This is a genomic window from Streptomyces sp. NPDC051364, assembly GCF_040682115.1.
Classification (GTDB): domain Bacteria; phylum Actinomycetota; class Actinomycetes; order Streptomycetales; family Streptomycetaceae; genus Streptomyces.
The window spans coordinates 129,560-149,274 of sequence record NZ_JBFBAH010000016.1 but is presented as its reverse complement, the minus strand read 5'-3'; the positions used below and the strand labels follow the sequence as shown (position 1 = coordinate 149,274).

Below are 19,715 nucleotides of genomic sequence, written 5' to 3'. Positions count from 1 at the left end.
GCAACCAAGCGCTGCCTGATACGCCCCGGATACAAAGCCCGCCCCGGCAGCGCGGCGCCCGGGGCCGTCGGTTGACATGGAGCGCACTCCAACACCTAGCGTCCTGGGCAGATGATTCCGACATCAGGAGGCAACACCATGAGCGACGTCCCCACCCGGCACCTGGGCAACCTCACGGTCTCCGCGCAAGGCCTGGGGTGCATGGGCATGAGCCACGGCTACGGCGCGTCGGACGACACGCAGTCGATCGCGACCCTGCACCATGCCCTCGACCTCGGGGTGACCTTCCTGGACACCGCCGACTTCTACGGCGCCGGGCACAACGAGGAGCTGATCGGACGGGCCGTCGCCGGACGCCGCGACGAGGTGGTGCTGGCCACGAAGTTCGGCTTCGCCAACCGCCTCGGCGAGCCGACCCTGGTCCGCGGTGACTCCGCGTACGTACGGCAGGCGTGCGAGGCGTCGCTGCGCCGGCTCGGGGTCGACCACATCGACCTCTACTACCAGCACCGGGTCGATCCGCAGGTGCCGATCGAAGAGACCGTCGGCGCCATGGCCGAGCTGGTGCAGGCCGGCAAGGTCCGTCACCTCGGGCTGTCCGAGGCCGGCGCGGGCACCATCCGCCGGGCGCACGCGGTGCACCCGATCGCTGCGCTGCAGAGCGAGTGGTCGCTGTGGACCCGCGACCTGGAGGCGGAAATCGCCCCGGTCTGCCGCGAGCTCGGCATCGGCCTGGTCCCGTTCTCCCCGCTCGGGCGCGGTTTCCTGACCGGCCGGTACAGCTCGGTCGAGGGGCTGGCCGAGAACGACGTCCGGCGCACTCAGCCGCGGTTCGCCGACGGCAACCTCGAACGGAACCTGGCGATCGTCGCGAAGCTGAACAAGCTGGCGGCGGCGAAGGGAGTCACCGCCGGCCAGCTCGCCCTGGCCTGGGTCCAGCACCGGGGGGACGACGTGGTGCCGATCCCCGGCACGCGGCGGCAGCGGTACCTGGAGGAGAACCTCGCGGCCCTGGCCGTCGAGCTGTCACCCGAGGACCTCGCGGCCATCGAGGCCGCAGCCCCGCCCTCGGAGATCGCGGGCACCCGCTACGACGCGACCAGCCTCACCTTCGTCAACAGCTGAGCCCGCCGCGGCAGCGGGCCTTCATGGCTCCGGCCGCGGCGTCGGGCCGGCTCGCTGTCGGCGGTGTCGAGGATGCTGCGGAACGTGCCGCGCGCTCGGTCGGGTTCAGCGTCCCCAGGACGAGCAGCATGGCCATCGACACCGGCTCGGCCACGATCACGTCGTCGCTCACCTCGGGCGCGCTGCGAATCGGCTCGGGCAGCCACGTGCCCACGTACTCCTCGCACCGCGCCCTGACCGCGCGCAGGTGGTTGAGCGCCTGGCGGGTCACCGTACGGACCAGGTAGGCACGCGGATGCTCGACCGCGGCCCGGTCGGCCGCGCTCCACCGCAGGTAGCTCTCCTGCAGCACGTCCTCGGCGTCGGTGGCGCTGCCCGGCATCTCGTAGGCGAAGGTGAACAGCAGCGGACCCTGCTCGGTGAAGGCGTCCTCAGCCATGACCCGCCCCCACCACGTACGTGCGCCGGCGCCTCGGCATCACACCTTGCTCCTCTCGTCGGACGCCCATCGAGACACTCCGCGCCGAGGAACCGTGACACCCCTCCGCTGCGATTCAGGCCACAGTCCGGGTTCGGTGTGGGGGTCAGGCGAGCTGGCGGCCGAGGAAGTCCAGCATCCGCTCCGCAGCGACGGTCCAGTAGGGCCAGCCGTGGCCGCCCGGTTCCAGGACCACCTCGGCGTCCACGCCGCGGGCCGCGAACACGGCGCGCAGATCTTCGGTCCCCGGGAGATAGTTGGTGTCCTCGGTCCCGCAGCCGAGGTGGTAGCGGGTGCGCCGGAGCCGGTCGGGGGCGGTGCGCCGGATGATGTCGGCCAGGTTGTACTCCCGGGCGCGGTCGGTCAGCCGGGCGGATCCGGCCAGGTCGCGGCCGAAGGCATGGCCGAAGAAGCGGTTCCACTCCCCCATCGGCATCGCGCGGTAGCCCTCGTCGGTGAAGTGTGCCGTGCTCAGCCCGGCGGCGGCGCCGAACCGGCCCGGGTACCGCAGCGCGTACATCAGCGCGCCGTAGCCGCCCATGGAGAGCCCGGCGACGGCCCTCCTGTCCGCCCGGCCGCCCAGCCCGTGGGCCTGTTCGACGGAAGGGACGAACTCCTCGATGAACATGTCCTCGTAGCGCAGGGCGTCGGCGCCGGATCCGGCGTCGTTGATGTAGAACGTCTCGTCCTGACCTCCCCCCGGCATGCCGGGGTCACGCCGGGCGTCGGGCATGACGAGGGCGCACGCCGGGATCCGGCCGGCCGCGACGGCCCGTTCCAGGGTCGGCACGATGCCGCCCTTGACGACCCAGTCGGTGTGCTTGCCGCTCGCTCCGTGCAGCAGGAAGAGGGCCGGGATCCCGCCGTCGGGCCCACCACCCCGGGGCGCGGAGCTCACCCCGGCGGGCAGGTGGAGGCTGTACGGGACGTCACGGCCGAGCAGCCGGCTGCGCACGGCCAGGTCGGTGCGCAGCGAGGCGGGCGGGGTGGAGGACGGCTCCGGTCCCGGCGCCCCGGGGGCGGCCCGCAGCAGGAAGGCCGCGGATGCGGCCGCGAACGTTCCGCCGGCCCCGGCCGCGAGCAGGGAACGGCGCGCAGGAAGTTTCACCATGGTTCCCTCACGCGGCCGGGCGTTCACAGGACCGGACACATGACACGGACCTCACACATGACACGCCGGCATCCGCATCGGGGCAAGCAGCCACGCCGGAGAACCCGCCCAGGTCACCACCAGTGGGCTACCGGCTCCGGTTCTGGCTCCGGGAGCCGTGGCCGGCGGCACCGGCGCGACGGCAGGGGGCAGGGCCGGCGACTGCGGCGACGGAGCCGGCGAAGTCGCCGGGCCCCGCAGGGGCGTAGGCAGGCGGCTGCGGTGCGGTCGGCAGACGCGTGAGTCCGGCCTCCCGGCGGCCGACGTCGGCGACGGGGGCCGGGGGCACCGCCCTGCTCCAGGCCTCCTCCTCTGCGGCGCCGAGCCGCGCCCGTACGTCCTCGGCGGCCGGCGCCGGTCGGGGTCCTTGGCCAGGCACTCCCTCACCAGTGGGAGGCCGACCCGCGGTGAACGGACCGTCCGGTGGGGCAATTTATCGGACGATCTCACGGATCGGAGGGTCACCGGAGGCGGTGTCCGGCCGGCTCGACCGCCGGACACCGCCCGTGGGGTCAGGAGATGGTGACGAACTTCGCGATGCTGGGCACCCCCTGGGCGTCGAGGGCGAAGAGCATGTAGTTCCCCGGCAGGACCACACCGGTGTCAGCAGGGATGGAGACCGTGTACGCGCCGGTTCCCGTGGCCGTGGACGCGAGGGGGACCCGCCGCTGGTCGTTGTCGGTGGAGTGGGTCGCGGCCGCGGCCCGCATCAGGACGAAGGACGCCACCGGGGCCTGGGTGCTCACCGTGAGCGATGTGCCGGGGGCCGCCCTGGAGGGCACGCCTGCGGTGATGACGGGACGCGGCTTCGGCGATCCGTCCGCGTTGAGCAGGTACGGCGGTGTGAAGACGGCCCCGTCGGCGTGGTTGGTCGCGCAGTCCCCGCACAGGCCCCCGCCGCCGGAGAAGATCCGCCCGTCCGGCAACAGGTTGGCCACACTGTGGTAGTTGCGCGGGATGGCCATGGTGGCGAGCGGGGTGAAGAGGCCGGTCGACGGGTCCCAGAGCTCCGGGGCCAGCACCGAGGTCGCGTCGCTGAAGGGCACCGGATAGGCCTGTCCGCCGAAGACGGCCACCTTGCCGTCGGGCAGGACGACGCTGTTGCTGAAGGCGCGGGCGTGCTCCATGTCGCCCGTACGGGCGGCCTGCACCTCCTGGCCGCCCGAGATGCTCACGGTGTAGGCGCGCCGCGTGGCCGGGGTCTTCTCGTAGGCGGGCGAGCCGCCCAGGGTGAGCAGTTTGCCGATGTCGTACGCGACGGCGTTGCCGGTCATGGCGTCCTGGCTGTCGGCCCGGGTGCCGGCGCCGGTGATGCTGCCCTGGCCGCTGGTGGAGATCCAGTTCATCTGCCTGCTCGGGCCCAGCTGCAGTACTTTGCCGCCCGAAGTGGCGTACAGCCACATGTGGTTGTCGGCCCGGTACGGTCCGGCCGGGTCGGCGGTCAGCGCCGGGACGGCCGGGACCCCGGGAAGCCCCCGCCACGTACGGGTGTCCGGCGACCAGGCCTCACCGGCCTTGTCGCCTGCGGCTCCGCTCCAGGATCCGCCGAGGACGAAGGCCTCGCCGGTGGAGAGCAGCGTCATGGCCTGGTAGCCGCGGGCGATGTTCATGCTGGTGGTGGCGGACCAGGCGTCGGTGGCCGGGTCGTAGATGCTCGCCTTCTCCGCGTTGCTGCCGCCGGTGACCAGCACCCGGCCGTCGGCCAGCATGGCGATGCCGGGACAGAACATGTCGTGGCCGGTGTTGTCGATGCGGCGCTGCGTGACCTTGCCGGTCTTCAGGTCCAGGATCGCGGTCTGGGTGTAGCCGTTGCTGCCGCCGAAGCGGTCGACGGCGTACGCGGACCAGGCGAGCAGCTTGTCGCCGGGCAGGGCGGCGGTGGCCACGGGTACCAGGGGGAAGCCGGTGATCCGGTCCCAGGCGCCGTGGGCGGCCGGGCTGGCCGGTCCGCTCAGGCGTATCTCACCGGCCGAGGTCCACGGGCCGCGGGCGCCGGCTTCGGTGGTCACGGTCAGACGTAGGTAGCGGGCGGTCTCGGTGCGGGTGAAGGTGGCGGTCTTGACGGTGTCGTCGTCGCGCCAGGTGCCCGCGGCGACCGGTGCGGCGAAGGCCGCGCCGTCGGTGCTGGTGGTGACGGTGTAGGCGCCTGCACGGCCGTTGGGTCCGTCCGGGCGGGGGTGGTAGACGAGGGCGGAGACGGCCGTCGTGCGGTGCATGTCGATGGTGATGCTGTGCGGCAAGGGGGCGGGGGTACCGGCCCACTTGCTGTGCCAGACGGTGTTGTCGTTGCCGTCGAGCACGTTGGCCGCGCGGCCGTTCTCGCCGCCCGTCTCCTCGTCGCTCGCCGTGGCCGTCCAGCCGGTCCGGGAGAGGTCGACGGTGGCTGCGGGGGTGCCGGGGTCGCCCAGCAGGTTGATCTCGGCGGCGGAGGTCCAGGGGCCGCGGCCGCCGGCCTCGGTGAGCGCCGTCAGCCGTACGAACCGGGCTCCTTGCGGGGCGAACCCGAGCGTCTTGGCGCTGCCGTCGTCGGCCAGCGTGCCCGAGGCGACCGGGCTCGCCCAGGCCTGTCCGTCCGTACTGACTCTGATGCTGTACTCGCCGACGCGCCCGTTGGCGCCGTCGGCGCGGGGGCGGTAGAGAAGGGCGGAGACGACGGCCGTGCGGTGCATGTCGATGGTGATGCTGTGCGGCAAGGGGGCGGGGGTACCGGCCCACTTGCTGTGCCAGACGGTGTTGTCGTTGCCGTCGAGCACGTTGGCCGCGCGGCCGTTCTCGCCGCCCGTCTCCTCGTCGCTCGCCGTGGCCGTCCAGCCGGTCCGGTCGAGGACGGGTGCCGTGGGTTCCATGGCGTTCGCCGGCGCGATGCCGTGGTGCGGTGACTGCTTCGCCGTCTGCTGGTCGAACGGAACGGGTGCGGGTCGCGGTATCGGGGCGCGGCCGGCCGCTGCCGGGCCCTCGACCCCGAGCCACGGCATCAGACCGACCAGCAGCGAGCCGAGGCCGAGGGCGATGAGCAGGTGGGAACGGCGTATCGCGTGGAAAGAGGCGAGGAAGCGTCGCCTGTTCTGCAATCTGACCTCCTGGGGCGAACCGGTGAACCCCATGGAACATAGGTCCACACAGCCACAACCCACCTGAAATGGAGAAGAGTTGGCGCGAAACCGCATCGCCGGATGTCAAGTACCCGACACTTCCCTGACATTCATCACTTTCCGCCCCATCGGACCCGCCTGATTCTGGATGAAGGCAACGGAGGGATCGACGGGGCGGGGGATGTCAGTGACGGCGACGGAGCGGATGACGGGGGGCGTGACGGCCCGGCCGGCCAAGGCCGGGATCGCGCGGGTGTGGGCCGGGGCACTGGCGGCGGTGCTTGTACGGCGCCGGCCGACGCAGGGGCTGCGGCACTCGGCTGAGCTGCGCCAGGTGGTACTGGCCCTGGTGGCCGTGGGGGCCGTCACCACCGTCCTGCTTTCTTCGATGCTGCCGCCCGCCGTACGGCCGGTGCACGCGGCGCTCGAGCTGCTGCTGATCCTGGCCGGGCTGGGCGTGGTGGCCGCGGTGGTGCGGCATCCGCACGAGGTGGACACGGAACGGGTCGTCCTGCGGACCGGGTTTCTCGGGGACGTGACGCTGCCGCGCTCGTCGGTCCGCTCCGCGGCGACGGCGATCCGCACCGTCCCGGGCCGGGGCCCGGTGGTGTACGCGTCCGCGGACGAATACCGGCTCCTCGCGTCGACCATAAGGTCCAGAGCGGTGGAGGCACGGGACCTGCGCGGGAGGGCGGGGTACAGGACGGAAAGGGTTCATCATCTCCCCGTCCGCATACAGTTGAGAGGTTTGTTCGTCGAGCTCTGCATCGAGCTCCGGGTCCGGAATTCGGATCTGCGGATCGCCGGTTTCCGCAACACGTTCGAGAACTGGCAGGCCCCGCCGGAAGCGCGTTTCCGTCACGTGCGGGACTCGGTCGCGCCACCACGAGTCCGCCGTGCGGAAGCCCTTGCGTTCGGCGGAGAGCCTTCCGCCCTCGAGACGGCGGCCGGGGTACGGCGCTCGGGCCTGCACCTGGGTCGCCGTCCCATGATCAATGCGGTGATCCGGCTGCATCGGAACAGCGATCCGAAGTGCACCGCGCACGCGCTTCTCGTACTCACGGAGATGATCTGTGAGGCCGGCCGCTCCCCCGTCCCGGCCGAAGAGATGTCGGGCATCTGGATGACCGGTGGCCCGCTGCCGGCCACGACGAGGTCGGTCGCGTGACAGCCCTGTGAGTTTCTCGTGGTTTTCGCTGGTCAGGGCGCCGGCAGCCGACCACCGAAAAGTTTCTCGAAGAAGTACCAATCCAACGGCGTGGATGCTCCGAAGTAGTGGCGAGACCCTCTCCGGGAGCTCACGTCAAACCCGTACGATCTGCGATTCCCCACGACGGGAACCGCGGAACAGGAGCGAATGTGATAGCCAAGCGCACTGGTCGCCTCGTGGTGCTCGCCACCGTGCCCGCCGCCGCCGCCGTGTTCCTGACCGTAGGGCTTTCCGGCCCGGCTCTCGCGGAAAGCGGGAAGGCGTACCAGATCGATCTGGCGCAGCTCAACAACTCCGGTTCCCGGGGTACGGCCATGCTCAGCCTCAAGGGCAATCAGCTGACCGTGCAGATCGAGTCCGAGGGCATGGTGCCCGGGTCGCCGTCGGCCCAGCACTTGCACGGCTCGACCAACGGGCACGACTTCCAGTGCCCGGACGCCAGTGACGACACCAACGGCGACGGGATCCTCAGCAACACCGAGGCCACCGTCGACTACGGCGACATCAACATCTCGCTCACCACGACCGGGGACACACAGGCAGCCAGCGGGCTCGCCGTGGAGCGCATGCCCATCGCGAACAAGCAGGGCAAGGTCTCGTACAAGCGGACGATCACCGTCTCGCAGGCCGTGGTCGACCACATCAAGGACCTGCACATCGTGCAGCACGGCATCGACCGCAACAAGAACGGCAAGTACGACTTCGAGGGGGCCGGCAAGAGCGAGCTCGACCCGAAGCTGCCCCAGGAGGCCACGGCTCCGACCAACTGCGGCATGGTGATGGGCGCGTCCGTGGGGGCCCTTCCGGTCGGCGGCGTCGAGACCGGCGGCGGCGCTCCGCAGAGTGCGGTGGCGCCGGCGACGGTGATCAGCGGGGCGGCGCTCGCCGTATCCGCGGCGCTGGCGGGTGCCGCGACCGGTGCGTTGTTCGTCGCGCGGAGGCGTGCCGCCTCGGCCCGCGTCCGTACGCACACCACGGCGGCCGCCGCGTGAGGGCCGGCCGGACCTCCGCATCAACCGTGCTTCGCGCACCCGCCGCATCCACCGCGCGGCCGGGCCGCCGCCTGGCCGCCGCCTCCTTGGCCGCCGCCCTCGCCACGCTGCTTCTCGCGGGGTGCGGGGGGCAGGATCCGGCCGCGCCCGCCGGATCTCAGGGTCAGGCTCCGCAGAGCGGGGCGCCGGTGAGCGGCAGCGCCGGAGGCGCTCCCACCGGGCAGCCATCCGCCGGCGGCCACCACGCGTCGCCGGAGGGCGGGGCGCAGAACGGTTCGGGTGCGGGCCAGGCCAAGCCCGCCCTCGCCCGGTCGGAGCCGCAGAGCATCTCGATCCCGTCCATCGGCGTCTCCAGTTCCTTGGAGACGCTGCGGCAGAACACGGACGGAACGATGCAGACCCCCAAGGACCCCGGTCTCGCGGGCTGGTACGAGCCGGGGCCGACACCCGGCTCCCAGGGGCCCGCCGTGATCGCCGGCCATGTCACGTGGAACGGCGCGGCGGCAGTGTTCGAGAAGCTGAAGACGATGAAGGCCGGTGACACGATCAAGGTGACCCGGCGGGACAACAAGACGGCCACGTTCACGGTGGAGCGGGTCGCCGAGTACCCGAAGGCCGAGTTCCCGACGCTCGAGGTCTACAAGAACCTCGACCACGCAGGCCTTCGCCTGGTCACCTGTGGCGGCGAGTTCGACCCGAAGAAGCACTACTACAACAGCAATGTGGTCGTGTTCGCCAGCATGACGGGCACCGCGTAGCCGCTTACGGACAGCGGGAGACCCCGGACTTCCCGCCGGGGTCTCCCGCTGTCGGCGCTGAGCAGATCAGCAGGAGTTGTTGCCGTCCCGGCTCGACGGAAGATGACGGGATCATCCGGGGTGCGGTACGAAGTCCCTCGTGAACGAAGAGATCCAGCCCGCAACCGTCCGTGTGTTCATCGCCCTCGCCCCGCCCGACGACGCCAAGGAGGAACTGGCCCGGGAACTGCGGCCCGCCTACCACGCCTACCCGGGCATGCGGTGGAACCGCATCGAGGACTGGCACATCACGCTGGCCTTCCTCGGTGAACTCCCGGTCGCCGCGGTCCCGCTGCTGCGGCCGGCGCTCGCCGCCCTCGCCGCAGCGCACCGGCCCCTGGAGCTGGCGCTGCGCGGCAGCGGGCATTTCGACCACCGGGTGCTCTGGAGCGGGATCGACGGGGAGCTCGACGGACTGCACCGGCTCACCGCGCAGGTGCGTACGGTCGTCAAGGAATGCGGTATCGCCTTCGAAGACCGGCCGCTGCGCCCGCACCTCACGCTGGCCCGCTCCCGCCGCAGCGACGCCTCCAGCACGGTGGAAGTCGCCGCCACACTCGCCGAGTTCACCGGCCGCCCATGGCAGGCCGAACGCCTCCACCTGGTCGGCAGCAACATAGGCCGCGGCCCCGGCCCGATCCACTACCGCGACATCCAGGCCTGGGAATTCACCGGTCGCGGCTGAAACCCTTCAGCACAAACCCTGCATCGCAACAAACCCTGCATCGCACATCACACCGCCCCCGGAGCCACCCTCCCGCACAATGGAGGCCGACGAGCGGGAGGATGCGGCATGGCGGACGAGCAGGCCTCGGTACGCGTGGAGCGGGACGGCCCGGTGTTCACGGTGATCCTGAGCAGGCCGGGGGTCCGCAACGCCGTGGACGGTCCGACGGCGGCACAGCTCGCCGATGCCTTCCGCCGGTTCGATGCCGACGAGGACGCGGCCGTCGCCGTGCTGTGGGGCGAGGGCGGGACCTTCTGCGCGGGCGCCGACCTCAAGGCCATCGGCACCGAGCGCGGCAATCAGGTGCTCGCGTCGGGGGACGGGCCCATGGGGCCGACCCGGATGCGGCTCGGCAAGCCGGTGATCGCGGCCGTCGCGGGGCACGCGGTGGCCGGGGGCCTGGAGCTGGCGCTCTGGTGCGATCTGCGGGTGGCGGAGGAGGACGCGGTCTTCGGGGTGTTCTGCCGCCGCTGGGGCGTACCCCTGATCGACGGCGGTACCGTACGGTTGCCCCGCCTGATCGGCGAGAGCCGCGCCATGGACCTGATCCTGACGGGTCGTCCGGTCGCCGCCGCCGAGGCGCACGGGATCGGGCTCGCCAACCGTGTGGTGCCCACGGGGCAGTCCCGGCAGGCCGCGGAGGCGCTGGCCCGCGAGATCGCCGCGTTCCCCCAACTGTGCCTGCGCCACGACCGGCTGTCCGTCCTGGAACAGAACGGGATGGGCGAGGCTGAGGCGCTGGCGGGAGAGTACCGGCACGGTCTGGTGCCGCTGGCTGCGGGCGAGACCCAGGCGGGAGCGGGCCGGTTCGCCACGGGTGCGGGGCGGCACGGCGCGTTCGGGGAGTGAGCGGATCGTGCCGGGCCCGGCGGCGGGCCGCGCCCGCCGGGGCGAGCGGACTCAGACGACCGGCTCGCCCATACCCAGCAGGTTTCCCTCGCTGTCACGGAACCAGGCGGCGCGCTCTCCCCGCGCGCCCTTGCTCGGGTAGTTCCCCTCGATCTCGGCGATCCCGTCCTTCGTCCGGAACCCCGGCACATCGACCTCTTCGAAGACCACTCCGCGCTGCCCCAGTTCCGACACGGCGGTCTCGATGTCGTCGACCTCCAACGCCATCTGGGTGAAGGTGCCGGGCGAGGCGCCCGTCGACCTGAACAGGACGAACTCCGTGCCTGCGCACCGGTACAGCAGCCCGCCGGGCCGTTCGTCGACGGGCTCCAGACCGAGCTGCTCGGCGTAGAAACGCCGTGCCCGGTCCAGGTCCTGGGCCGGAAGCCTGGTCGACACACGTGCCCGGGCAAGAATGTTCCTGTCGTCAGCGCTCATGGCTCCACTGTGCCGTGAGTCATAGCCGAACGGACGGGCCGCCGGTGCGTGTCACCAGGGCGAATCCGGACGGCGGTCGGCCGCGTCGAAGCGGGTCAGGGACAGGGCTCCGGCGTGCAGGGCGCCCTCCAGCGCGGGGCGTCGAAGTGCCGGTGCACGTCTGCCGAAGCCCGGTACACCGCAGCCACGAACCGGGCGCGCGAACCGCGCGCCCGGTCCAACAGCGCCAGGATCCAATCGGGTTCGGCGCAGACGAGACACCCCGCATCCGCGAACAACTCATCCAGCCCGCAGGGCAAGCCCTCGGAAGACTCGATCATGGCCCGAAGACTAGTAGCGGGCTCTGACACCGACCCCCGGGCGCCGTGACCCGAGGCCTCAGAGCGTCTCGCTCAGGGAGTCCGCCAGCCTGCGCCGGGCCGTCCGTGTCGCCGGTACCAGCGCCGCCGCCACCGCGCCCAGGACAGCCCCGGCGACCACCGTCAACAGCACCGGAAATGGCGGCAGTTGGGCGATGCCCGCGCCGATCCCGCTCGACGCGCCCTGGATGTCCACCAGCCAGCTGCCGGACAGCGCCCCCACCGTCGTCCCCACCACGGCGGATACCAGCGCGGTCAGTCCGGCGGCGGTCACGATCATCGCGCCAATCTGACGGGGCGTCAGCCCGATCGCCTTGAGCGCGAGCAGGTCCCGCCCCCGGTCGCGTACGCCCGTGCTGATCAGTGTCAGCAGTTCGATCAGCCCGATCAGTCCGAGCACCGCGATCAGGGCGGCGATCACTCCGCGCGCCGGTTCCAGCCGGTCCACCGGATTGGGCGTCTCCCTGACCTCCAGCGTTCCGCCCGCCGTCACGGCGAGCGCGGCGCTCACCGACCGCGGGTCCGCGCCCTTGCGCAGCACCAGGGCGTGGAAGCCGGGCCGCAGCCCCGGATCGCGCTCCCGCAGGGCGTCGATGGTCGTGGTGATCACCCGGCCCCCGGATTCGGGTTCGATGGTGCGGCCGACGAGGTGCAGGATCTGCGGCCGTCCCTCGACGGTCATCCGCACCCACGCGCCGACCCGCACCCCGAGGAGGTCGAGCAGCCCCTGCCCGGCCACTGCCTCGTCCGGACCGCGGACCGCGCGTCCTTCGACCACCTTGGAGGGGTACGGGTCCCGGGCCGTGCCCAGCCCGCGGAGCGTGATGGTGCCGGTCTGCCCCGGTACGAGCGCCGCCATCTCGGCGCCCGGATGGACCGCGGCGATGTCAGGGAGCGCCGCGAGGGTCTTCTCCAGTTCCGCGTCGGAAGACCCTGCGGACTGTTCGGCCCGTACGGTCAGCGCCGCGGGCAGTCCCATCTGCGCGGGCCGGCTGCGGAACTGGTCCAGCGTCGACCAGGCGACGAGCGCGACCGTGATGAGGACCAGCGGCAGGGCGAGCCGGGCCACCGGTACGAGCGTCCGGCCGCGGCGGGGGAACGCCGCCCGCCACCCCAGGACCAGCGCGGGAGGCACCCGTATCCCCAGGGCCCGGCGGCCGAGCGCGGTCATCGGCGCGGCGGACGGCAGCGCCGCACGGGCCACCGGCACCGGTGGCACCCGTCCGGCCCGCCAGGCCGACAGCCCGGTGGCGGCCGCGATCAGCAGCACCGCCCCGCAGGGGACGCCGATCATGAGCGCGGTGTGGCCGGGCAGGTCCTGCCAGACCGCTGCCGCCTCCCCGATCCGCCCGGGTATCCGGGCGCCGAGCAGGGCGATCGCCGCCGTGCCGAGGGCCACGCCGAGCAGCGCGAAGGCCAGATGCTGTACGAGGAAGCCGCGGGTCACCTGGCCGGGGGTGAAGCCGACGGCCTTGAGGACGGCGATGTCCCTGAGCTGGCCGCGCACCCGGGCGCCGATCGCACCGGCTGCGGCGAGGGCCGCCGCGAGCAGCGCACCGAGGCCGAAGACGGCGAACATCTGGCCGAGGAGCCGGTCGTCGCCACCCGCCTCGGCCCGTGCCTGCTGCCACTTGGTGACCTGGGCCACCCGGTCGGCGCCGAGGACGGTCACGGCACGCTGGACGATGAAGTCGGTGTCGTCCGGATCCTCCAGGCGCAGGCCCACGCTCTGCCCGGTGTCTCCGTGGGCGATCCCGTCGAGGGTGCCGGAGAGCACCCAGCCGATGCCGGGCCCGCCGCCCGGGTGGTAGCGGGGCTCGGCCACCTCGGCGATCCCGCTCACCTGCAGTACGTGCGGGGCGCCGTCCGGCCCGGTGACCCGTACGGTGTCGCCCGGCTCGGCCCAGAGCGCCCGCGCGACCGAGGCCTCCAGCACGACGGCGCCGCTGCCGGTGCCGGTGCCGACCACGGTGCCGCTGTCGCCGCGTACGCCGTCGTCCGGCCGGGGGAACCAGCTGCCGTCGGTGACGAGCGGCCGGCCCGTCTCCGGGGGCGCCGCCGGGACCGCGCGCAGCGTCACGCCGACCCGCGCGCCGCGCGACTCGACCGTCGTCGCCGCGGTGCGGTAGGGACCGGCGAGGGCTGCGACCCCGTCCACGCCGGACAGCGCGTCCATGTCCGCCCCGGCGCGGGTCTGCAGCCAGATGTGCGCGCCGTGGGACTGGTTGAAGATCCGCTGCCAGGGGTTCGCGGCGTAGCTGAACAGTGCGCCGGCGAGCAGGAGCGAGGCGATGATCCCGGCGCTGGCCAGCACGACGAAGAGGGCCTCGCCGCGGTGTGCCCGGAAGTCGGCGTGCGCCCAGCGCAGAGTGGCCCGCACGGTCACCGCTTCGGTTCCGGGTCCAGGTCCAGTACGCCGGACACGCCGCGGGCGGGCCCGCGGCGCCCGCCGCCGTCGAGCTGCGCGTCGTCGGCTATGCGCCCGTCGAAGAAGCTGATGACGCGGTCGGCGGCACTGGCCATCCGGGCGTCGTGGGTGACCATCATGATCGTCTGGCCGCGCTGGTGGAACCGGGAGAGCAGCCTCAGCACCTCGCGGGTGCCCTTGCTGTCGAGGCTGCCGGCCGGTTCGTCGGCGAGCAGCAGCGTGGGGTGGTTGACCAGGGCGCGGGCGAGCGCGACCCGCTGCTGTTCTCCGCCGGACAGTTCGCCGGGCATCGAGCGCTCACGGCCTTCGAGGCCGAGTTCGGCGAGCAGTTCGGCGCGGGATGCGCGGGCGGCCTTCGGGGAGGCGCCGGCGAGCAGGGCGGGCAGTTCGACGTTGTCTGCGACGGTGAGGTTGGAGACGAGGTTGAAGAACTGGAAGACGACGCCGATGCTGCGGCGCCTGAGGACCGCCCAGCGTGCCTCGCGGTACTCGTCGACCCGCTCTCCGCCGAGCCACAGCTTCCCGCTGTCCGGCCGCTGGAGGCCGCCGATCAGATGCAGCAGCGTGGACTTGCCGGCTCCCGACGGCCCGGTGACGGCGACGAACTCGCCCGGCTGGACGGACAGGTCCACCCCGCGCACGGCATGCACCGGCACGCCCTCGCCGTGGTGCGTCTTGGTCAGGCCCTCGGCGCGCACGATGGGCGGGGCGGGCACGGCAGGAGTGGTGGTGGCGTCGGTGGTCGCGTCGTCGCTCATTCCAGCTCCTCCTGACAGCGTTCCAGCCAGTCGAGGTCGGCCTGCAGGTGCAGCATGGCGCCCTCGATCAGCAGTTGGGAGATCTTGTTGTCGCGGTCCTCGGCCGCCGCCAGCTTGGACAGGTCCCGCATGGTGTTGAGGTACTGCCGCCGCTGCTTGTTGATCAGCGCTATCGGATCGGCCAGACCCGACTGCGGTGCGAGTGCGAGCTTCATGAAGAACTCGTCCCGTACCCGGGGCTCCTCGGCGGTTTCCTCGAACCAGGCCAGCACGGCCTCGCGCCCGGCGTCGGTCAGCCGGTACGTGCGCTTGTTGGGCCGGCCCGACTGCTCGACGTCCTCGCCCTCGATGAGGCCGCTCTTCTCCAGCCTGCCGAGGGTGACGTAGATCTGGCCGACGTTGGGCTGAGGGTACGCGGCGCCCAGGAGCTTCTCAAGGTCCTGCTTCAGCTCGTAACCGTGCGCAGGGCTACGGGTGAGGAGCGCAAGGAGCGCCAGCCGCACTCGCTCCCCCTCCTTCCCGCTCCGTAGTCAACGGTTCACTCGGCAGCGGACCGGGTGCAGCCGCCGTACGCCTCGTCTGCCTGGACGTCTAGTATCGCCCATGCCTAACGGGTATATATAGGCCACGATGGCCGGCAGCGCAGCCGGATCGTGCACTGGGAGGAATCTATGCGGTGGATGCGTGCCGCGGGTAGAGCTCTCCTGGTGGGGGCGGTGGTGCTGGCGGGGTACGCCGGTTTCGGCGTACACGCCGACGCGAGCCTGGCCGCGGAGGGCCGCGGTCCCCTGACGCTCGTGACGGCGGGCGATCTGACCGACTACCTCTCCCCGCTCCTCGACGACTGGAACGACGGCCATCCCGGCGAGCGCGTCACGCTCGTCGAGCTGCCCGATTCGGCGGACGAGACCCGGGCCCAGATGATCAGCGAATTGCGGTCGGGCCGTGACCGGTTCGACGTACTGAACATCGACGTCGCCTGGACGTCCGAGTTCGCGGCGGCCGGATGGATCTCCCCGCTCGAGCGCGACCGCTTCCCCCTGGACACCTTCCTGCGTCCGGTCGTCGACACCGCGACCTTCGACGGCCGGCTGTACGCCGTGCCGTACGTCACGAACGCGGGTCTCCTCTACTACCGCAAGGACGTCCTGGAGCAGGAAGGCGAGCAACCGCCGCGCACCTGGGCCGAGCTGGTCCGCCAGGCGCGCACGATCGCCCCGAAGTACGGACTGGACGGCTACGCAGGCCAGTTCCTGCCGTACGAGGGGCTCACCGTCAACGTCACCGAGGCCGTGCAGTCGGCGGGCGGTTCGATCCTGCGCGACGACGGCGCGCGCGTGACGGTGGACTCCGATGCGGCGCGCGCCGGACTGCGGTTCCTCGCGGACGGGGTGCGGGACGGCTGGATCTCGCGCGAGGCGCTCGGCTACAAGGAGGAGGAGTCCCGGCAGGCGTTCCAGGACGGCCGGCTGCTCTTCCTGCGGAACTGGCCGTACGTGTACGCGGACGCCGGCGCGGCCGGATCGAAGGTCGCGGGCAGGTTCGGTGCCGTGCCGCTGCCCGGACCCGACGGCCCCGGCACCAGCGTGCTGGGCGGCTCCAACCTCGCCGTGAGCAGCCATGCGCGGCATCCGGCGTCGGCGGCCGATCTGATCTCCTACCTCACCAGCGAACGGGTCCAGCGGCAGGTGCTCACCGAGGGCTCGCTGCCACCGGTGCGCGCCGCGCTGTACGAGGACCCCGAGCTGATCCGCGCGTATCCGTACCTGCCCACGCTCCGCCAGAGCGTGCTGTCGGCGGCGCCACGCCCGAAGAGCCCGCGCTACGACCAGGTGAGCCTCGCGGTGCAGGCCGTGGCACAGGACGTGATGGCGCAGCGCCAGACGCCCGAGCAGGCGACGGCGCGGCTTGCGCGCGAGCTCGGGCCCCTGTCCCGCAAGGGCTGATCGCACCACTCCGCTTCCTCCGCTCCTCCACTCCCCAGACACACTCCCCGAGGGCCTCTACTTACATGTTAAGTAGAGGCCCTTCGTCGTGCATGTGGGCACTTCGGTACAAACCCTCCCAGCTTTTCGCTGTTTCTGGACACATCGTTGACACCTTCCCGTCGCTGCTACTTAACATGCATGCATAACAGCGCACCGATCCGGGGCGCTCTCGCATTCAGCAGAACAGGTCGACGCGAGATGCTCAGCACCCTTCCGGCCGACACCGGCCACCCCTCCCGCACCACCACCCCGGCTGCCCCCTGGTGGCGCGACGCGGTGATCTACCAGGTCTACGTCCGCAGCTTCCTCGACAGCACCGGGGACGGCATCGGCGACCTGGCAGGCGTCCGGGCCGGGCTCCCCTACCTGCGCAAGCTCGGTGTCGACGGCATCTGGCTCAGCCCCTTCTACCCGTCGCCGCAGCACGACCACGGCTACGACGTCGCCGACTACTGCGGTGTCGACCCCGTCTACGGCGACCTCGCCGAGTTCGACCGGTTGGTCGCCGATGCCCGCCGGCTCGGGCTCAAGCTGCTGCTCGACATCGTCCCCAACCACTGCTCGAGCGAGCACCCGTGGTTCCGCGCCGCGCTCGCCGCGCAGCCGGGCAGTGCGCCGCGCACCCGTTTCCACTTCGCGCCCGGCCGCGGCCCGGAGGGAGCCGAGCCGCCCAACAACTGGCGCGCCATGTTCGGCGGTCCCGCCTGGAGCCGGATCACCCAGCCCGACGGCACCCCCGGCGAGTGGTACCTGCATCTGTTCACGCCCGAGCAGCCGGACCTGAACTGGCGGGACCCGGCCGTGGGCGACGACTTCGAGCGGGTGCTGCGCTTCTGGCTGGACCGCGGAGTCGACGGCTTCCGCATCGACGTCGCCGCCGGACTGTTCAAGCACCCCGAGCTGCCCGACTCGGACGACCCCGGAGCCGACGAGCGCGCCCGCGACGCCGTCAACCAGCTGGCCTGGAACCAGCCCGAGGTGCACGACGTGTGGCGCCGCTGGCGCTCGGTGTGCGAGGAGTACACCGCCCGGGACGGCGACGAGCGGCTGCTGGTCGGTGAGGTGTCCGTGCCCACCGCGCGCGAACACGCCGCATACGTCCGCCCCGACGAGCTGCACCAGGCGTTCTTCTTCGACCTGCTCAGCGCGCCCTGGGACGCCGACGCCTTCCGCTCGACCATCACCGAGGCGATACGCGACATCGCCGGCACCGGCTCCACCGTCACCTGGGTGCTCAACAACCACGATCAGGTCCGTACGGTCACCCGGTACGCGGGCGAGCCCGGGGTGGGGGGCAGCGGACTGGGAGCCGCCCGGGCCCGCGCCGCCGCCCTGCTGATGCTCGCCCTGCCCGGCGCCGCGTACGTCTACCAGGGCGAGGAGCTCGGCCTTCCCGAGGTGCTCGACCTGCCGGACGAGGTCCTCACCGACCCGATCTTCCACCGCACCGGCAGCCGCAAGCGCGTCCGGGACGGCTGCCGCGTGCCGCTGCCCTGGTCGGGACACGCCTCCCCGTTCGGCTTCAGCCAGGGCGTGGCCGACGCCAGACCGTGGCTGCCGCAGCCCGAGTGGTTCGCCGAGCACGCCACCGACCGTGCCCTGGCCGACACCCGTTCCTTCTGGCACCTCTACCGCGAGGGCCTCCAGCTGCGGCGCAGCCTGCCCCAGCTCGGCGAGGGCGCCCTGCGCTGGCTGGACGCACCCCCGCAGGTGCTGGCGATCGCCCGCGGCGACGGCCTGATCTGCGCGGTCAACTTCGGCACGGAGCCGGTGCCCGCGCCGGTCGCCGGGACCCCACTGCTCGCCAGCGGACCCTGTCCCGACGGTGTGCTCCCCGCGGCGACCGCCGCCTGGTGGACGGCCGAGTGCCCGACCCTCTGACACCCACCTGCCGACGTCCCCACCTCCTGACCTCCCATGTGCCGACCTCCAGAAACGGACCTCATCATGCGACGACCCAGCAAGACGACCCGGCGGACCGCTGCCACCGCATCGGCGGCCCTCGCCCTCGCCCTCGGTGCCACCGCCTGCGGCAGCGGCACCACCGGGCCCGCGAGCGGCGGTGAACTGAGCGGCCAGACCGTGACCGTGGCCGGTGTCTGGACAGGCAGCGAGCAGAAGAACTTCAAGAAGGTCCTGGACGCCTTCACCGAGAAGACCGGCGCCAAGACGGTCTTCGTCCCCTCCGGCGACAACGTCTCCACCTTCGTCGGAAGCAAGATCGAGGGCGGCAACGCGCCCGACGTGGTGATGGTTCCCCAGGTGGGCGTGCTCCGGCAGTTCGCCAAGGAGGGCTGGCTCCTCCCCCTGTCCGACCAGGCCGCCAAGACGGCCGGCTCCTCCCTCGCCCCGGTGTGGAAGGACTACGGCACCGTGGACGGCCAGTACTACGGCCTGTACTTCAAGGCCGCCCACAAGTCGACCGTCTGGTACGCCCCCGACGCCTTCGCCCAGGCCGGTGTCAGCGAGCCCAAGAGCTACGCCGACCTGCTGAAGGCCGGCCGTACGCTCGCCGACTCCGGCCGCCCGGCCTTCGCCGTAGCCGGCGAGGACGGCTGGACCCTCACCGACTGGTTCGAGAACATCTACCTCTCGCAGGCCGGGCCGGAGAAGTACGACCAGCTCGCCCAGCACAAGATCAAGTGGACCGACGACAGCGTCGTCAAGGCGCTGACCACCCTCGGCGAACTGTTCAAGGACAAGCAGCTCGTCGCCGGCGGCGCCCAGACGGCGCTGGGCACCGACTTCCCCTCGTCGGTCGAGCAGGTCTTCGGCCCTCAGCCCAAGGCGGGCATGGTCTACGAGGGCGACTTCGTCGGCGGGGTCGCCAAGGACCAGTTCGGCAAGAAGCTCGGGGAGGACGCCAAGTTCTTCCCCTTCCCCGCGGTCGACGGCGGCACGGCGCCGGTGGTCAGCGGCGGTGACGCGGCCGTCGTCCTCAAAGACGCCAAGAACAACAAGGCCGGCATGAAGCTGCTCGAGTTCCTGGCCGGGCCCGAGGCGGCCGAGGTCTGGGCCGGCGCGGGCGGCTTCCTGTCCCCGAACAACCAGGTCGACCTCGCCACGTACGGCGACGACACCACCCGCAGCACCGCCAAGTCGCTGGTCGCAGCGGGCAACTCGGTCCGCTTCGACATGTCGGACCAGGCCCCGGCCGCGTTCGGCGGTACCAAGGGCGCGGGCGAATGGAAGCTCCTCCAGGACTTCCTGCGCGACCCCTCGAACCCCCAGGGCACGGCCGCGGAGCTCGAGGCCGCTGCCGCCAAGGCGTACGGGAACTGAGGC

General features: G+C 71.9%; 15 protein-coding genes and 1 pseudogene. 9 read left to right on the top strand and 7 right to left on the bottom strand.

Annotation, left to right across the window (positions count from 1 at the left end):
* Nucleotides 1-138: 138 nt before the first annotated feature.
* Nucleotides 139-1,125, top strand: coding sequence for an aldo/keto reductase (locus AB0M76_RS28665; RefSeq protein ID WP_365955609.1), 987 nt, complete (start codon nt 139-141; stop codon nt 1,123-1,125).
* A gap of 88 nt (nt 1,126-1,213) precedes the next feature.
* Here AB0M76_RS28665 and AB0M76_RS28660 read toward each other — a convergent pair.
* From AB0M76_RS28660 to AB0M76_RS28650, 3 genes and pseudogenes are all read right to left on the bottom strand, one after another.
* A pseudogene (locus AB0M76_RS28660) lies at nt 1,214-1,564 on the bottom strand (sigma factor); the annotation flags it as partial.
* Between the two features lie 145 nt (nt 1,565-1,709).
* Nucleotides 1,710-2,714, bottom strand: a complete 1,005-nt coding sequence (locus AB0M76_RS28655; RefSeq protein WP_365955608.1) for an alpha/beta hydrolase-fold protein — start codon at nt 2,712-2,714, stop codon at nt 1,710-1,712.
* Nucleotides 2,715-3,265: 551 nt separating this feature from the next.
* On the bottom strand, nt 3,266-5,824 hold the full coding sequence (locus AB0M76_RS28650; RefSeq protein ID WP_365955607.1) for a discoidin domain-containing protein: 2,559 nt from the start codon (nt 5,822-5,824) through the stop codon (nt 3,266-3,268).
* 202 nt (nt 5,825-6,026) lie between these two features.
* Between AB0M76_RS28650 and AB0M76_RS28645 the strand changes: the two genes are divergently transcribed.
* From AB0M76_RS28645 to AB0M76_RS28625, 5 genes are all read left to right on the top strand, one after another.
* Nucleotides 6,027-7,013, top strand: a complete 987-nt coding sequence (locus AB0M76_RS28645; RefSeq protein WP_365955606.1) for a ribosome-inactivating family protein — start codon at nt 6,027-6,029, stop codon at nt 7,011-7,013.
* Between the two features lie 191 nt (nt 7,014-7,204).
* Complete coding sequence (locus tag AB0M76_RS28640; RefSeq protein ID WP_365955605.1) at nt 7,205-8,047, top strand: hypothetical protein; 843 nt, start codon at nt 7,205-7,207, stop codon at nt 8,045-8,047.
* 26 nt (nt 8,048-8,073) lie between these two features.
* Nucleotides 8,074-8,805, top strand: coding sequence for a class F sortase (locus tag AB0M76_RS28635; protein WP_365955604.1), 732 nt, complete (start codon nt 8,074-8,076; stop codon nt 8,803-8,805).
* A gap of 139 nt (nt 8,806-8,944) precedes the next feature.
* Nucleotides 8,945-9,529: an RNA 2',3'-cyclic phosphodiesterase gene (gene thpR / locus AB0M76_RS28630; protein WP_365955603.1), complete on the top strand. Its 585-nt coding sequence runs from the start codon at nt 8,945-8,947 to the stop codon at nt 9,527-9,529.
* 108 nt (nt 9,530-9,637) lie between these two features.
* The gene (locus AB0M76_RS28625; protein WP_365955602.1) at nt 9,638-10,420 is read left to right on the top strand and encodes a crotonase/enoyl-CoA hydratase family protein; all 783 of its coding nucleotides are present in this window, start codon (nt 9,638-9,640) and stop codon (nt 10,418-10,420) included.
* 51 nt (nt 10,421-10,471) lie between these two features.
* Here AB0M76_RS28625 and AB0M76_RS28620 read toward each other — a convergent pair whose 3' ends face one another.
* From AB0M76_RS28620 to AB0M76_RS28605, 4 genes are all read right to left on the bottom strand, one after another.
* Complete coding sequence (locus AB0M76_RS28620; protein WP_365955601.1) at nt 10,472-10,897, bottom strand: VOC family protein; 426 nt, start codon at nt 10,895-10,897, stop codon at nt 10,472-10,474.
* Between the two features lie 378 nt (nt 10,898-11,275).
* Nucleotides 11,276-13,636 (bottom strand): FtsX-like permease family protein, encoded by a 2,361-nt coding sequence (locus tag AB0M76_RS28615; protein ID WP_365955600.1) that lies wholly within the window; start codon nt 13,634-13,636, stop codon nt 11,276-11,278.
* Between the two features lie 2 nt (nt 13,637-13,638).
* Entirely contained in the window at nt 13,639-14,442 is an 804-nt protein-coding gene (locus AB0M76_RS28610) for an ABC transporter ATP-binding protein (RefSeq protein ID WP_365955599.1), read from the bottom strand.
* Nucleotides 14,439-14,945 (bottom strand): PadR family transcriptional regulator, encoded by a 507-nt coding sequence (locus AB0M76_RS28605; protein ID WP_030869259.1) that lies wholly within the window; start codon nt 14,943-14,945, stop codon nt 14,439-14,441. The genes AB0M76_RS28610 and AB0M76_RS28605 overlap by 4 nt, the downstream gene beginning before the upstream one ends.
* Nucleotides 14,946-15,113: 168 nt before the next feature.
* On the opposite strand from AB0M76_RS28605, the gene AB0M76_RS28600 reads away from it, so the two are divergent.
* From AB0M76_RS28600 to AB0M76_RS28590, 3 genes are all read left to right on the top strand, one after another.
* Nucleotides 15,114-16,388 carry an ABC transporter substrate-binding protein gene (locus AB0M76_RS28600; RefSeq protein WP_266670639.1) on the top strand — a complete coding sequence of 425 codons (1,275 nt, stop codon included), beginning with the start codon at nt 15,114-15,116 and terminating at the stop codon, nt 16,386-16,388.
* Nucleotides 16,389-16,628: 240 nt separating this feature from the next.
* A complete protein-coding gene (locus AB0M76_RS28595) occupies nt 16,629-18,311 on the top strand; it encodes a glycoside hydrolase family 13 protein (protein ID WP_365955598.1) in 1,683 nt (560 codons plus the stop codon).
* A gap of 66 nt (nt 18,312-18,377) precedes the next feature.
* A complete protein-coding gene (locus AB0M76_RS28590; protein ID WP_365955597.1) occupies nt 18,378-19,712 on the top strand; it encodes an ABC transporter substrate-binding protein in 1,335 nt (444 codons plus the stop codon).
* Nucleotides 19,713-19,715: the final 3 nt, after the last annotated feature.